General features: G+C 75.9%; 6 protein-coding genes. 2 read left to right on the top strand and 4 right to left on the bottom strand.

What is annotated here, in order from left to right; all coding sequences use genetic code 11:
• Nucleotides 1–26: 26 nt before the first annotated feature.
• From IH25_RS42855 to IH25_RS0122425, 3 genes are all read right to left on the bottom strand, one after another.
• Complete coding sequence (locus tag IH25_RS42855; RefSeq protein WP_030613353.1) at nucleotides 27–4,778, bottom strand: type I polyketide synthase; 4,752 nt, start codon at nucleotides 4,776–4,778, stop codon at nucleotides 27–29.
• On the bottom strand, nucleotides 4,778–10,225 hold the full coding sequence (locus IH25_RS0122430) for a type I polyketide synthase (protein ID WP_030613350.1): 5,448 nt from the start codon (nucleotides 10,223–10,225) through the stop codon (nucleotides 4,778–4,780). The genes IH25_RS42855 and IH25_RS0122430 overlap by 1 nt, the downstream gene beginning before the upstream one ends.
• Before the next feature lie 200 nt (nucleotides 10,226–10,425).
• Nucleotides 10,426–10,794, bottom strand: a complete 369-nt coding sequence (locus IH25_RS0122425; protein ID WP_030613347.1) for a 5-carboxymethyl-2-hydroxymuconate Delta-isomerase — start codon at nucleotides 10,792–10,794, stop codon at nucleotides 10,426–10,428.
• Nucleotides 10,795–10,913: 119 nt separating this feature from the next.
• Between IH25_RS0122425 and murJ the strand changes: the two genes are divergently transcribed.
• Entirely contained in the window at nucleotides 10,914–12,638 is a 1,725-nt protein-coding gene (gene murJ / locus IH25_RS0122420) for a murein biosynthesis integral membrane protein MurJ (RefSeq protein WP_030613345.1), read from the top strand.
• A gap of 129 nt (nucleotides 12,639–12,767) precedes the next feature.
• Here the strand turns inward: murJ and IH25_RS0122415 are convergent, their stop codons facing one another.
• Entirely contained in the window at nucleotides 12,768–13,703 is a 936-nt protein-coding gene (locus tag IH25_RS0122415; protein ID WP_030613342.1) for a LysR family transcriptional regulator, read from the bottom strand.
• 71 nt (nucleotides 13,704–13,774) lie between these two features.
• Here IH25_RS0122415 and IH25_RS0122410 point away from each other — a divergent pair, with 71 nt between their 5' ends.
• Nucleotides 13,775–14,728, top strand: coding sequence for a DMT family transporter (locus tag IH25_RS0122410; protein WP_078844363.1), 954 nt, complete (start codon nucleotides 13,775–13,777; stop codon nucleotides 14,726–14,728).
• Nucleotides 14,729–14,833: the final 105 nt, after the last annotated feature.

Below are 14,833 nucleotides of genomic sequence, written 5' to 3'. Positions count from 1 at the left end.
GGCCGGGGTGTCGTGGGAGGGTCGCCTCAGGCCGAGCCGAGTTCGTTGTCGATGAACGCGAAGACGTCGTCGGCGGTGGCGTCCTCGAGCCGTCCGGCGACGGCGACGGCCTCCTCCTGGCCGAGGGCCTGGTCCAGGTCGCCGAGCAGCGACCGCAGGCGGCCGGCGATCCGGCCCTGTTCGATGTCCTCGGCGCTCAGGCCGCCGAGCCGGGCGGCGAGCCGGTCGAGGTCGGCGAGGACCGAGTCGACGGAGGCGGTGTCGGCGCCGGCGAGTTCGGTGCCCAGGTGCTGGGCGAGGGCGGCGGGGGTGGCGTAGTCGAAGATGAGCGTGGCGGGCAGCGGCACCCCGGCGGCGGTGCTGATCCGGTTGCGCAGGTCGACGGAGGTGAGGGAGTCGAAGCCGAGGTCGCGGAAGGCGGTGGTCGGCTCGACCGCGTCGGCGCTGCCGTAGCCGAGGACGGCGGCGGCCTGCTCGCACACCAGCTCCCGCAGGGCGCGGTCGCGTTCGCCGCCGGTGAGGCCGGCGAGTTTCTCGGCGAAGCCGTCGGCGGCGCCCGCCCGTTCGCCTCCGCCGGTGCCGGGGCGGGCTCCGGGCAGCGTGGACAGCAGGGGGCTGGGCCGGGTGGCGGTGAAGGCGGGCGCGAACACCGACCAGTCGACGTCGGCGACGGTGACGGTGGTGTCGCCGCCGGCCAGGGCGCGGCGCAGCGCGGTGAGCGCGCGGCCGGGGTCGAGGAGCGACATGCCCATGGCGCGGGTGGCGGAGCGGACGGTGCCGTGGGCGGCCATGCCGTCGCCGCCCCAGGGGCCCCAGGCGATCGAGGTGGCGGGCAGTCCGGCGGCGCGGCGGTGTTCGGCGAGCGCGTCGAGGTAGGCGTTGGCGGCGGCGTAGTTGGCCTGGCCGGCGCCGCCGACGGTGGCGGTCAGGGAGGAGAACAGCACGAATGCCGACAGGTTCCGGTCCGCGGTGAGTTCGTGCAGGTGGCGGGCGGCGTCGGCCTTCGGGGCGAGGACGCGGTCGAAGCGGTCGGGGGTGAGGGCGTCCAGGACGCCGTCGTCGAGGACGCCGGCCAGGTGCAGCACGGCGGTGAGGGGGTGTTCGGCCGGTACGGAGTCCAGCAGGGCGGCCACGGCCCGGCGGTCGGTGAGGTCGCAGGCGGTGAGGGTGACCCGGGTGCCGGCGTCGGTGAGTTCGCGGACCAGGTCGGCGGCGCCGGGGGCGTCCATGCCGCGGCGGGAGGTCAGCAGCAGGTGGTCGGCGCCCTCGGCGGCGAGCGCGCGGGCGACGGCGCTGCCGACGGCGCCGGTGGCCCCGGTGACCAGCACGGTTCCGGACGGCGTCCAGGGGGCGCCGGTACGGGCGGGGGCGGGCTCCAGGCGCCGGCCGTAGGCGCCGGTGTCGCGCAGGACGACCTGGTCCTCGCCGCCCGGTTCGCCGAGCAGCGCGGCCAGCCGGGCGAGGGTGTCCGGGCCGGGGTCGGCGGGCAGGTCGGCCAGTCCGCCCCAGCGGTCGGGGTGTTCCAGGGCGGCGACCCGGCCGAGGCCCCACACGGGGGCCTGGTCGAGACCGGTGACGGCGGCGGCCGGGCCGTGGGCGACGGCGTCGCGGGTGAGGCACCACAGCGGGGCGGTGACGTCCGCGTCCCCGAGGGCCTGGACGAGGGCGGCGGTGGCGGCCGGCGCGGTGGCGGGCGCCAGCAGGGACAGCACCCCGTCGGCGCCGTCCCGCCCGGCGAGCAGCGCGGCGAGTTCGGTGCGGCCGGCCGTGGCGGGCACGGTGAGGGTGTCGAGGGTGAGGCCGCGTGCGGTGAGCCCGGTCAGGACGGTGGTGGTCCACGGGTCGTCGGTGGCGGGGACGACGGCGAGCCAGTGGCCGCCGCGCGCCGGGGTGGCGGCGGGGGCCAGCGGTTCCCAGGCGACGCGGTAGCGCCAGCCGTCGGCCGCGGCGTCGGCCCGCCGCCGCTCGTGCCAGGCGGCGAGGGCCGGTACGACGGCGGCGACGGAGGTCTCGTCGGCGACGCCGAGCGTGGCGGCCACGGCGGTGACGTCCTGCTCGCGGACCAGGTCCCAGAACGGGTCGGCGGCGTCGCCCGCGCGGGCCGCCGCCGAGCGTTCGGCCTGGAGGATGGGGGCGTCCTCCCAGTGCCGGTCGCGGCGGAAGGGGTAGGTGGGCAGGTCGACCTTCCGGCCCCCGGCGAACAGCGCCGTCCAGTCGGGGCCGGTGCCGGTCACGTGCAGCCGGCAGACGGCGTCGACAAGAGCGGCGTCCTCGGCCCGGTCGCGGCGCTGGGCGGCGATGACGACGGGCGCCGCGTCCTGGGCCAGGTTGCTGAGGACGGCGTCGGGGCCGACCTCCAGGAAACGGGTGGCGCCCTCGGCCGCCAGGGTGGTGACCCCGTCGTGGAAGCGGACGGCCTCGCGGACGTGCCGGACCCAGTACTCGGGCGAGGTGAGCCGGTCGGCGAGGCGGCCGGTGAGGTTGGAGACGACCGGCAGGGCGGGCTCGCGGAAGGTCAGCCCCGCGAGCACCTCGCGGAACGCCTCCAGCATGGGTTCCATGCGGTGGGAGTGGAAGGCGTGCGACACCTTCAGCCGGGTGGACTTCTCCACCCGGGCGGCGACGGCGAGTACGGCGTCCTCGTCGCCGGAGACCACCACCGCGCGCGGACCGTTGACGGCCGCGATGCCGACGCCGTCGGTGAGCAGCCCGGCGACCTCGGTCTCGGTGGCGAGCAGCGAGACCATCGCGCCGCCGGCGGGCAGGTCCTGCATGAGCCGGCCGCGGGCGGCGACCAGGGCGACGGCGTCCTTCAGGTCCAGCACGCCGGCGACGTGCGCGGCGACGACCTCGCCGACGGAGTGGCCGGCGAGCAGGTCCGGGCGGATGCCCCAGTGCTCCAGCAGCCGGTACAGGGCGGTTTCGAAGGTGAACAGGGCGGCCTGGGTGTAGACCGTCTGGTGCACGGGCGCGGGGTCGCCGTCCTGGTCCCACATCACCTCGCGCAGCGGCCGGTCCAGGTGGGTGTCGAACGCGGCGCAGATCTCGTCGAAGGCGGCGGCGAACACCGGGAACGCGGCGTGCAGGGTGCGGCCCATGCCGGGTCGCTGGGAGCCCTGCCCGGAGAACAGCACGGCGAGCCGGCCGGGTTCGGGGGCCGCTTCGGCGGGCCGGCTGCCGTCGGCGACGGCGCGCAGGCCGGCCAGCAGTTCGTCCCGGTCGCGCCCGGTGACGGCGGCCCGGTGGGGGAAGACGGTACGGGTGGTGGCCAGCGAGTAGCCGACGTCGTACGGGTCGAGGCCGCCGGCCGTGGCGAGCAGCCGCTCCGCCTGCCGGCGCACGGCGTCGGGGCCCTTGCCGGACAGCACCCAGGGGATCACGGGCAGCGCGGCCCGCTCGGGGGCGTCCTGTTCCGTGGCGGCGGGGGGCGCCTCTTCGAGGATGGTGTGGGCGTTGGTGCCGGAGATGCCGAAGGAGGACACGCCGGCCCGGCGCGGGCGGCCGTCGGGGGTGTCCCAGGGGCGGGCCTCGGTGAGCAGCCGGACGTCTCCGGCGCTCCAGTCGACGGCGGTGGAGGGCTTCTCGACGTGCAGGGTGCGGGGCAGGGTGCCGTGGCGCATCGCCATGACCATCTTGATGACGGCGCCGACTCCGGCCGCGGCCTGCGGGTGGCCCATGTTGGACTTCAGGGAGCCGAGCCACACCGGCCGGTTCTCCGGCCGGTCCTGCCCGTAGGCGGCGATGACGGCCTGGGCCTCGATGGGGTCGCCGAGGGTGGTGCCGGTGCCGTGCGCCTCGACCGCGTCGATGTGGTGCGGGGCGAGCCGGGCGTCGGCGAGGGCCTGCCGGATGACGCGGATCTGGGCGGGGCCGCTGGGCGCGGTCAGGCCGTTGGAGGCGCCGTCCTGGTTGACGGCCGAGCCGCGGACCACGGCGAGCACCTCGTGGCCGTTGCGCAGCGCGTCGGACAGCCGCTCCACCAGCAGCATGCCGGCGCCCTCGGCCCAGGCGGCGCCGGCGGCGTCGTCGGAGAAGGAGTGGCAGCGGCCGTCGGGGGACAGCGCGCGGCGCTCGCTGAACTCGATGAACATCTCGGGGCTCGCCATGACGGCGGCGCCGCCCGCGAGCGCCAGGGAGCACTCGCCCTTGCGCAGCGACTGGATGGCCTGGTGCAGCGCGACCAGGGAGGAGGAGCAGGCGGTGTCCATGGTGACCGCGGGGCCCTCCAGGCCCAGGGTGTAGGCGATGCGGCCGGAGACGATGCTGCCGGAGATGGTGCCGCCGAGGTAGTCGTGGTGCATCAGGCCGACGAAGACGCCGGTCGGGGTGCCCTTGACGGTGGTGGGGTCGATGCCGGCCCGTTCGAACGCCTCCCAGGTGACCTCCAGCAGCAGCCGCTGCTGCGGGTCGGTGCCGGGCGCGTCCTTGGGGCTGATGCCGAAGAAGGCGGGGTCGCACTCGGCGGCGTCGTGCAGGAAGCCGCCGTGGCGGACGTAGGTCTTGCCGGGGGCGCCGGGCTCGGGGTCGTAGATCGCCTCGGTGTCCCAGCCGCGGTCGGTGGGGAAGTCGGTGACGACGTCGATGCCCTCGTCGACGATCCGCCACAGGTCCTCGGGGGTGCGCACACCGCCCGGGTAGCGGCAGCCCATGCCGATGATGGCGACGGGCTCGCGCTCGCGGTCCTCCAGCTCCCTCACGCGGCGGCGGCTGCGCTCCAGCTCGGTCGTGGCCCGCTTGAGGTAGTCGCGGAGCTTGCCGGCCGTGGCCGAGTCTTCCATCACAGGGCTCCCAGTTCGTTGTCGATCCTGGCGAAGAGTTCCTCGTCGCTGGCGTCGCCGAAGTCGGCGGGCGCCCCGGGCGCGGCATGCCGGCCGTGGGTGTCCTGCCAGTCGCGCAGCAGCGCTTCGAGGCGGGCGGTGACGCGGGCGTGGCTGCCGTCCTCGTCGGGCAGGGCGTGCAGCGCGGCTTCCAGGCGGTCCAGTTCGGCCAGCGCGGACCGGGCCCGGTCGGCGGGGCCGGGCACCAGCGCGGTCTTGAGGTGGGCGGCGAGGGTGGTGGGCGTGGGCTGGTCGAAGACGAGCGTGGCGGGCAGGGTCAGCCCGGTGGCGCCCGCGAGGAGGTTGCGCAGTTCCACGGCGGCGAGCGAGTCGAAGCCCATCTCCTGGAAGGCGCGCCCCGGCTCCACCGACTCCGGCGAGGGGTGCCCGAGCACGGCGGCGACGTGGGTGCGTACGAGTTCCAGCAGGGCGCGGTCGCGTTCGGGGTCGGCCAGCGGGGCCAGCCGGTCGCGCCAGGAACCCGCCGGGGTGCCGCCGTCGGTGTCGCGCCGCCGGGCGGGCCGGACCAGGCCGCGCAGCAGCGCGGGCACGCCGTCGGTCCGGGCGCGCAGCGCGGCGGGGTCGAGTCGTACGGGCACCAGCACGGCGTCCTCGCCGCCGGGGCCGGTGTCGAGGGCGCGCAGGCCCTGGGCGGGGGTCAGGGGCGGCAGGCCGAGCCGGCGCAGCCGTTCCAGGTCGGCGGCGTCGATGCCGGCGCCCAGGCCGCCGGCGTTGGACCACAGGCCGTAGGCGAGGGAGACGGCGGGCAGGCCGAGCGAGCGGCGGTGGGCGGCGAGGCCGTCGAGGAAGGTGTTGGCGGCGGCGTAGTTGGCCTGGCCGCCGCCGACCAGCAGTCCGGCGGTGGAGGACAGCAGCACGAACGCCGTCAGATCCTTGTCGCGGGTCAGTTCGTGCAGGTTCCAGGCGGCGTCCACCTTGGGCCGCAGCACCCGGTCGACCCGGTCCGCGTCGAGGCCGGCCAGGACGCCGTTGTCGACGACGCCGGCGGCGTGCACCACGGCCCGTACGTCGTGCTCGGCGAGCAGGGCGGCCAGCTGGTCCCGGTCGGCGGCGTCGCACCGGGCGACGGTCACCTCGGCGCCCGCCTCGTGCAGCGCGTCGGCGAGTTCGGCGGCCCCGGGGGCGTCCACGCCGCGCCGCCCGGCCAGCAGCAGGTGCCGTACGCCGTGTGCGGTGACCAGATGACGGGCGATCAGCGCGCCGAGGCCGCCGGTGCCGCCGGTGATCAGGACGGTGCCGTCCGGGTCCCAGGCGGGCGGGCCGGCGGGCTTGGCGCGGGCCAGCCGGGGCAGCCGCACCTCGCCGTCGCGCACCGCGACCTCCGGTTCCCCGGCGGCGAGCGCGCCGGCGAGGGCCGGTCCGGGGTCGGCGCTGCCGTCGCTGTCGACCAGCAGGAACCGCCCGGGATGCTCGGCCTGGGCCGCGCGGACCAGCCCGTACAGGGCGGCGTGTGCGAGGTCGCCGGTGCGCAGCAGCACGGCGAGCCGGCGCCCGGCGTACCGCTCGTCGGCGGGCCAGGAGCGCAGGACGTCCAGGACCGCGTGCACCCGCGCGCGCACCAGGGCGGGCAGGTCGGGTACGGCGTCGGGGGCGGGCGGTACGGCCAGCAGGACCAGGTCGGGGACGGGGCCGGCGGCGGTGAGGGCGGCGAGACCGGGGTGGCGGGGGACGTCGGCGCCCAGGACCTCTTGGACATGGTCCTGACCGGCGCTCCCGGGAACGGTGTTGTCGTCGCCGAGGCCGCACACGGCCGTCGCGGGCAGGGCGGGGGCCGTCGCGGCGGGTGCCGGGACGAGGTCCACCCGGTACAGCGGGTCGTCGCCGTCCCCGGCGAGCTGGTCGGCGGTGACGGGGCGGGCCACGAGGCCGCGTACGGTGGCGACGGGTGCTCCGGCGGCGTCGGCCAGGGTGAGGGCGACGGAGTCGGGGCCGGACGGGGTCAGGCGCAGGCGCAGGGTGTCGGTGCCCGGCGCGTGGAGGGTGACCCCGCCCCAGGCGAACGGCAGGACCGCCTGGCCGTCGGGCAGGTCCAGCAGGTTGACGTGCAGGACGGCGTCCAGCAGGGCCGGGTGGACCCCGTAGGCGGCGGCGGTGGCGCGGGCGCTGTCGGGGAGGGCCGCCTCGGCGAACAGCTCGTCCCCGCGCCGCCACATGGCGCGCAGGCCCTGGAAGACCTCGCCGTAGCCGTAGCCGGTGCGGGCCAGCGCGGGGTAGAGGCCGGCCAGGTCGACGGGTTCGGCGTCCGGGGGCGGCCAGTCGGTGAGCCCGGCCGGGCCGGTGGCGTCGGCGTCGGCGTCGGCGGGGGTGAGGACGCCGGCGGCGTGGCGGGTCCAGGCAGCGTCGGGGGTGTCGGCGCGGCGGGACCAGATGGTCAGCTCCCGCTGTCCGTCCCGGTCGGGGCCTACGGCGGCCTGGACGGCGAGGGCGCCCTGCTCGGGCAGGATCAGCGGGGCGTGCAGGGTGAGTTCGCCGACGGTGTCGCAGCCGGTGCGCTCCGCGGCCTGGAGTGCCAGTTCCACGAAGGCGGTGCCGGGCAGCAGCACGGTGCCGTGCACGGCGTGGTCGGCGAGCCAGGGGTGCGAGGCGCGGGAGAGCCGTCCGGTGAGGACCGCTCCCCCGCTGTCGGGCAGGTCGGTCGCGGCGGTCAGCAGGGGGTGGCCGGTGGCGCTCTGCCCAAGGCCGCCCGCGTCGCCGCTGCCGGCGGGGCCGGCGTCCAGCCAGAGGCGGCTGTGCTGGAAGGCGTAGGTGGGCAGGGTGGTGGGCCGGGCGTGGTGCGGGGCGAAGAAGGCCGCCCAGTCGACGTCGGTGCCGGCCGCGTCCAGCCGGGCCACGGCGGTGACCAGGTCGTGTTCCTCGTCGCCGGCGCGGCGCAGCGCGGCGATGGTCACGCTGTCGTCGGGGACGCAGTCGGCGGCGAGCGCGGTGAGGGCGGCGTCCGGGCCGACTTCGAGGAACGTCCGGACGCCCAGCTCGTGCAGGGTGGTCAGGGCGGGGGCGAAGCGGACGGTGCGGCGGACGTGGTCGACCCAGTAGCCGGGGGTGGTCAGGTGCGCGGGGTCGGCGAGGGCGCCGGTGAGCGTGGACACGAGGGGGATGCGGGGCTCGGCGTAGGCGCAGCGGGCGGCGGCCTCGGCGAACGCGGCGAGCATCGGCTCCATCAGCGGCGAGTGGAAGGCGTGCGAGACGGTCAGCCGCTTTCCGCCGCCGAAGCGGGCGGCGAGGGCGGCCACGGCGTCCTCGGCGCCGGAGATCACCACCGAGCGCGGTCCGTTGACGGCGGCGAGGCCGACCGTCGCGTCCAGGTGGGGTGCGATCTCCTCCTCGCTGGCGCGCAGCGCGGCCATGGCGCCGCCTTCGGGCAGGGCCGCCATCAGGGTGCCGCGGGCGAGCACGAGCCGCACGGCGTCGGGCAGGGACAGCACCCCGGCGGCGTGGGCGGCGGCGATCTCGCCGACGGAGTGGCCGGCCACGTAGTCGGGGGTGACGCCCCAGGACTCCAGGAGGCGGTAGAGGGCCACTTCGGTGGCGAAGAGGGCGAGTTGCGCGTAGTCGGTGCGGTGCAGCGGGCCGTTGTCTTCGTCGAGCACGTCGGCGAGCGGCCGTTCCAGGCCCGGGTCGGCGAGGGCGCACACCGCGTCGAAGGTGTCGGCGTACACCGGGAAGGCCCGGTACAGGGCGCGGCCCATGCCGGTGCGCTGGGCTCCCTGCCCGGTGAACAGGAACGCGGTCCGGCCGCCGGTGCGGGTGAGCGGGGTGGCGGTGGTGAGCGCGGCGAGCAGTCCGGCGGTGTCCCGGCCGACGGCGACGGCGCGGTGTTCGTGGCGGGCGCGGGTGGTGGCGAGCGACAGGCCGAGGTCGGCCGGGCGGGCGCCGGGGTGGGTGCCGAGGTGGTCGCGCAGCCGGGCGATCTGCGCGGTGAGGGCCTGGGGGGTGCGGCCGGAGACGATCCAGGGAACGCAGCCGCCCTCCCGCGCGGGCGAGTCGGGTGTGTCCTCGGCCGGTTCGTCGGCGGGCGCCTGCTCCAGGACGACGTGGGCGTTGGTGCCGCTGATGCCGAAGGAGGAGACGGCGGCGCGGCGCGGCCGTCCGGTGGCGGGCCAGGGGCGCCGCTCCAGGGCGAGTTCGACGGCTCCGGCGCTCCAGTCCACCTGGTCGGTGGGCGCGTCGACGTGGAGGGTGGGCGGGACCTCGCCGTGCCGCATGGCCAGCACCATCTTGATGACGCCCGCGACGCCCGCGGCGGCCTGGGTGTGCCCGAGGTTGGACTTGACCGAGCCGAGCAGCAGCGGCCGGTCGCGGTCCTGGCCGTAGGTGGCGAGCAGTGCCTGGGCCTCGATGGGGTCGCCGAGGGCGGTGCCGGTGCCGTGTGCCTCGACCACGTCGATGTCGGCGGGGGTGAGCCCGGCGCCGGCCAGGGCCTGCCGGATGACCCGCTGCTGGGAGGGGCCGTTGGGCGCGGTCAGCCGGCTGCTGGCGCCGTCGGAGTTGACCGCGCTGCCCCGGATGACGGCGAGCACCGGGTGGCCGTTGCGGCGGGCGTCGGCGAGCCGCTCCAGCAGCAGCATGCCCGCGCCCTCGCCCCAGCCGGTGCCGTCGGCCGCGGCGGCGAACGCCTTGCAGCGGCCGTCGGGGGCGAGCCCGCGCTGCCGGCTGAAGTCGACGAAGGTCTCCGGGGTGGACATCACGGTGACCCCGCCGGCCAGGGCGAGGGAGCACTCGTCGGACTGCAGCGCCCGGACCGCCCAGTGCAGGGCGACCAGGGAGGAGGAGCAGGCGGTGTCGACGGTGACGACGGGCCCTTCGAGTCCGAAGGTGTAGGCGACGCGGCCGGAGGCGATGCTGGCGGCGCTGCCGTTGGCCAGGTAGCCGTCGAGGTCGTCGGGTACGGAGCCGAGGCGGGTGGCGTAGTCGTTGTACATGACGCCGGCGAACACGCCGGTGCGGCTGCCGCGCAGGGAGGCGGGGACGATGCCGGCCCGTTCGAAGGCCTCGTGGGAGGTCTCCAGCAGCAGTCGTTGCTGCGGGTCCATGGCGAGGGCCTCGCGGGGGCTGATGCCGAAGAAGCCGGGGTCGAAGTCGGCGGCGTCGTGCAGGAATCCGCCGGTGCGGGCGTAGGTCTTGCCGGGCCGGGCCGGGTCGGGGTCGTAGAGGGCGTCCACGTCCCAGCCGCGGTCGGCGGGGAAGCCGGTCACCGCGTCGGTGCCGGTCGCGACGAGGTCCCACAGGTCCTCGGGGGTGGTGACGCCGCCGGGGTAGCGGCAGCCGATGCCGACGACGGCGACCGGGCCGTGTGCGCGGCGCTCGTTCTCGCGCAGCCGACGCCGCGCCTCCCGCAGGTCCGCCGTCGTCCGCCTGAGATAGTCGAGCAGTTGCTCTTCGTTGTTCACCAGCGCGCCATCCGATCGGGATCGAAGTGAGGGCCTGGGCCGTGCGGATCGCCTCCGGACGGTTGCCGGTCCGCTTCCCCTTTCGATTTCGGAGGCTAGGCAGGGGGTGGTGACGCACGACACCCCTAGGGCCCCCAGGGGCCCCCGCGACGGCTAAGGGGTCCCCTGGTGGCGACGGCCGGCGCGGGGCCGTGGGGCGGTCACCCGCCGGCCGGGGTCGCGGTGGACAGCCGGTAGCTGGCGGCCAGTTCCCTGACCTCCACCGAGACGACCGGCTCGGGCACTCCGGCCGCGCGCAGGTGTCCGTCGGCCAGGGCCAGTACGCGCTCGGACAGGCGGGCCCGCCTGTGTGCGGGGCGGCCGGGCAGGAGGCCCACCTCGATGTGCAGGAAGGCGGTCTCCCCGCTAGACATGTCCCCGACATAGGTGTCCACCGGCCGGACCAGGGTCTTGCACACGCCCGTCGACCCGGATTCCTCCAGGACCAGCGGATGCAGCTCCTTCACGAGGACGCTCGCGTCGAGGACTCCGGCCAGACGGGCGGAGTAGTCGATGGTGAGGTGCGGCATGCGGGACCTTTCATCACACTTCTAGTTTCTCAAGGCAACTATTTTCCCTCACGGTGTCCGGGGCCCGGCGCCCGCCCCGGCCGCGCGGCCCGCTCGCCCGGCTCACATAGGTTGTGCGCATGATCGAGGACGCGAAGACGAGGCCACAGGGTGTGCCCGCACAGCGCCGGCCGGGGGGCCGGCACGCCGCCCCGGCGGGCCGGGCGGACCGCCGCGGGCGAGGCCGCCGCCGGAAGAGACCGGCGCCCGCCGGGCCGGCCCGGGCCTCGATGCTGATGGCGGCCGGCACCGTGGTGTCCCGGGCGACCGGACTCATACGCACGGTGCTCCAGGCCGCCGCACTGGGCACGGGCCTGCTGGCGAGCACCTACAACACGGCCAACACGGTGCCGACCAGTCTGTACACGCTCCTGATCGGCGGCGCTCTCAACGCCGTCCTCGTGCCGCAGCTGGTGCGCGCCCGCGCCACACACCCCGACCAGGGCCGGGCCTACGAGCAGCGGCTGGTGACCCTCGTGGTGTGCGTCCTCGGCGTCGGTACGGCGCTGGCGGTGTGGGCGGCACCGCAGATCGTCGGCGTCTACATGCGGGACACCGCGGCCAACCACGAGGCGTACGAACTGACGGTCACCTTCGCCCGTTACCTGCTGCCGCAGATCTTCTTCTACGGGCTGACCGGCATCTACGGCCAGGTCCTCAACGCCCGCGAGAAGTTCGGGGCGGCGATGTGGACGCCGGTGCTGAACAACGTCGTCCTGGTCGCCATGTTCGCCGCCTACCTGGGCCTGATGACGGTCCCCGGCCGGGTGGCGGACATCACGGCCGGCCAGGTCCGGCTGCTGGGCATCGGCACGACCGCGGGCATCGCCGTGCAGGCCCTCGCCCTGATCCCGTTCGCCCGCGCCGCCGGCTTCCGCTTCCGGCCGCGCTTCGACTGGCGCGGCACGGGGCTGGGCTCCAGCGTCCACGCGGCCAAGTGGACCCTGCTGTTCGTGCTGGCCAACCAGGTGGCCCTGGCGGTGGTCACCAACTACGCCAACGCCGCCGACCAGGAGCTCCCGGACGCGGGCGCGGGCTACTCGGCGTACACCTACGCGCAGACCATCTGGATGCTGCCGCAGTCCATCGTCACCGTGTCCCTGGTGACCGCGCTGCTGCCGCGCATGAGCCGGGCCGCCGCGCAGGGGCGGGTGGCCGACCTGCGGGCGGATCTGTCCCGCGCCCTGCGGGTCAGCGGCGCCGTCATCGTGCCCGCCGCGTTCTTCTTCCTCGCCCTGGGACCGCTGCTGGCGGTGCTGCTGTTCGCCCACGGTGCCGCCGACGCGGCCACGGCCCGGCCGCTCGGCCACATGCTCCAGGCGTTCGGCCCCGGGCTGATCCCGTTCTCCGCCCAGTACCTGCTGCTGCGCGGCTTCTACGCCTTCGAGGACACCCGTACGCCGTTCTTCATGGCCGCGTGGGTCGCCGTGGTGAACATCGCCCTCGCCACCGCCTGCCATGTGCTGCTGCCCGCGCGCTGGGCGGTGACGGCGATGGCCGGGGCGTACACGCTGTCGTACGTGATCGGGCTCCTGGTGACCGCGCGGCTGCTGCGGCGCCGGGTCGGCGGACGCCTCGACGACGGGACCCTGCGCCGCACCTACGCCAAGCTGCTGATCGCCGCGGGCCTCGGCGCGGCCCTGGGCTGGGCGGCCGCACACGCCTGCACCGCCTGCCTCGGCACCGGAACCTGGCCCACGGCCCTCGCCCTGGCCGCGGGCACGGTGACGCTAGTCACGGCCTACCTCGCGACGGCCCGCCTGCTGCGGGTCACGGAACTGCGAGGCCTGCCCGGGCTGCGCTGACACGGCCGACGGGAGGGCCGGGAGGCGCACGGGACGGCCGGGAGGTGCAAAGACGCCGGGCCCCCGCCCACGGAACCGACGCAACCGGCGGGGCGGTCAGGTGGCGCTCCGCCGGAACCGGTGGGGCGGTCAGGAGGCGTCGGTGTGGGCGGCCGCCGCCCGCTTCAGCAGGGAGTTCAGCAGGTGTATGTCGGGCCGGCGGGCGGTGCCCGAGCGGCTCACGGTGAAGACCGTCCGGCTGACCGGCCGGGTCAGCGGGTGCAGGCTGACCCCGGCGGCGTCGTCCGGGACGGCGAGCCGGGGGGCCAGCGCGACGCCCGCGCCGGCGGCGACCAGGGAGGTCAGGACGGCGAAGTCGCTGCTGCGGACCCGGATGTCCGGGACGAACCCGGCGGCGCCGCAGGTGCGCTGGATCATCTCGTAGCAGGAGGTGTCCGGCGCGGGCGTCAGCCAGGGCGCCTGGGCGAGCGCCGAGAGGTCCGCGGGCGCTCCGGGGGCCAGCCCCAGCCGGTCCGCGTGATCGAGGCGCAGCACGGCCACCACGGGGTCCTCCATCAGGGCCTCCTGCTCACTGCCCGAGGGGAAGTCGCGGGGCAGTACGGTGTAGCCGTGGACGACGGCCACGTCGATCTCCCGCTTGTGCAGGGACTGGAGCGCTTCCCCGGGTTCCAGGACGGTGAGGTGCAGGGCGAGCCGGCGCGACCACGCGTCGTCCTCCTCGGCGAGCGCCCGGTACACGGCCGGGAACAGGGTGCGGGCGGCCGAGGCGAACGCGGCCACCCGGACCTGTCCGCGCCGGCCGCCGCGCAGCGCCGCGAGGTCGGACTCCGCGGCGGCGAGGTCGCCGAGGACCACCTCAGCGTGCGCGACCAGCAGCTCGCCGGCGGTGGTCAGCCGCAGCGTGCGTCCGTGCTTCTCCACGACGGGCAGACCGGCCTCCCGTTCGAGGACGGCCAGCTGCTGGGAGACCGCCGGCGCGGTCAGATGCAGGGCCTCGGCCGCCGCCGCGACGGTGCCGTGGATGGCCAGGTGGTGCAGGATCCTGAGCCGACGAACATCAAGCATCATCACATCTTACGCTTTACGTAAAGAAAGCTAACTGGACCTTCTTGATTCGGTCTCGGCATCGTAGAGGAATGCGCACACGGTTCGCCTCCCCCCGCTTTCTCGCCCTGGCCGGCACCGTGGTGCTGTGGGCGTCCGCGTTCCCGGCGATCCGCGTGGGGGTGAGCGGGCTCGGCCTGGCGGCGCTGTCGCTGCTGCGGCTGGCCATCGCCGCCGTCGTCCTGGCCGCCATCGCCCCGTTCGCCGGGGTCCGGGTGCCCCGGCGCAGGGATCTGCCGCAGATCGCGCTGTGCGGGCTCACCGGCATGACCGCCTACCAGGTGCTGCTGAACTGGGGTGAGATCCATGTCGAGGCGGGCACCGCGAGCCTGCTGATCGCCGTCGCCCCCGTCTTCAGCGTCCTGCTGGGCGGCGCCTTCCTGGCCGAACACATCAGCCGCAATGTGGCCGTCGGCAGCGTCATCGCCCTCGCGGGCACCGCCGTCGTCACCCTGAGCAACGGCGTGTCCGGGTTCACCGCCGCCTCCCTGGTGGTCCTGGCCGCGGCCGTCGTCCAGGGCGTCTACCACTTCGCCAGCAAACCGCTGCTGCGGCACTACACCGGGCTGGAGGTGGCCACGTACGCCATGATCGCCGGCACGGTGTTCGCGCTGCCGCTCGTGCCCGCGACGGCCCGGGCCATGACCCACGCCCCCCTGGACGCGCTGATGGCCGTTGTCTTCCTCGGCCTGCTGCCGTCCGCCCTGGGCTTCGTGATCTGGGGCTACGCCGTCGCCCGCCTGCCGCTCGCCGTGTCCACGGCCGCGCTGTACCTGGTCCCGCCCGTGGCCCTGCTGGTGTCCTTCGTCTGGCTCGGCGAGATCCCGCACCCGGTCGAACTGCTCGGCGGTGCCGTCGTCGTGGCCGGTGTCGTCCTGATCAACCGCCGCTCCGGCCCGCCCCCGCGCTCCCGGGCCGTCACCGGACGCGCGGGCCACACGAAGGGCACGGACGAACGCGCCGACGAGCCCTCCATACGCCGCTGAGCCACCCGGCCCCGGCCCGGGCGCCCCGACAGCCCGGCCCGGCTGGAACGGCCGGGCCGTCCTCGAGCACGAGGTGTCGGGGGATGATCCAACGGTTGAATGCCG

This window comes from Streptomyces achromogenes subsp. achromogenes (assembly GCF_000720835.1).
Taxonomy (GTDB): domain Bacteria; phylum Actinomycetota; class Actinomycetes; order Streptomycetales; family Streptomycetaceae; genus Streptomyces; species Streptomyces achromogenes.
Note: the sequence above shows the minus strand (reverse complement) of the source record. Positions and strands in the feature narration are given on the sequence as shown.

What these genes read in the sequence shown, in the direction of transcription:
- IH25_RS42855 (WP_030613353.1), bottom strand. Translation starts at nt 4,778, where the DNA reads ATGGAAGACTCGGCCACGGCCGGCAAGCTCCGCGACTACCTCAAGCGG.
- IH25_RS0122425 (WP_030613347.1), bottom strand. Translation starts at nt 10,794, where the DNA reads ATGCCGCACCTCACCATCGACTACTCCGCCCGTCTGGCCGGAGTCCTC.
- murJ (WP_030613345.1), top strand. Translation starts at nt 10,914, where the DNA reads ATGATCGAGGACGCGAAGACGAGGCCACAGGGTGTGCCCGCACAGCGC.
- IH25_RS0122415 (WP_030613342.1), bottom strand. Translation starts at nt 13,703, where the DNA reads ATGCTTGATGTTCGTCGGCTCAGGATCCTGCACCACCTGGCCATCCAC.
- IH25_RS0122410 (WP_078844363.1), top strand. Translation starts at nt 13,775, where the DNA reads ATGCGCACACGGTTCGCCTCCCCCCGCTTTCTCGCCCTGGCCGGCACC.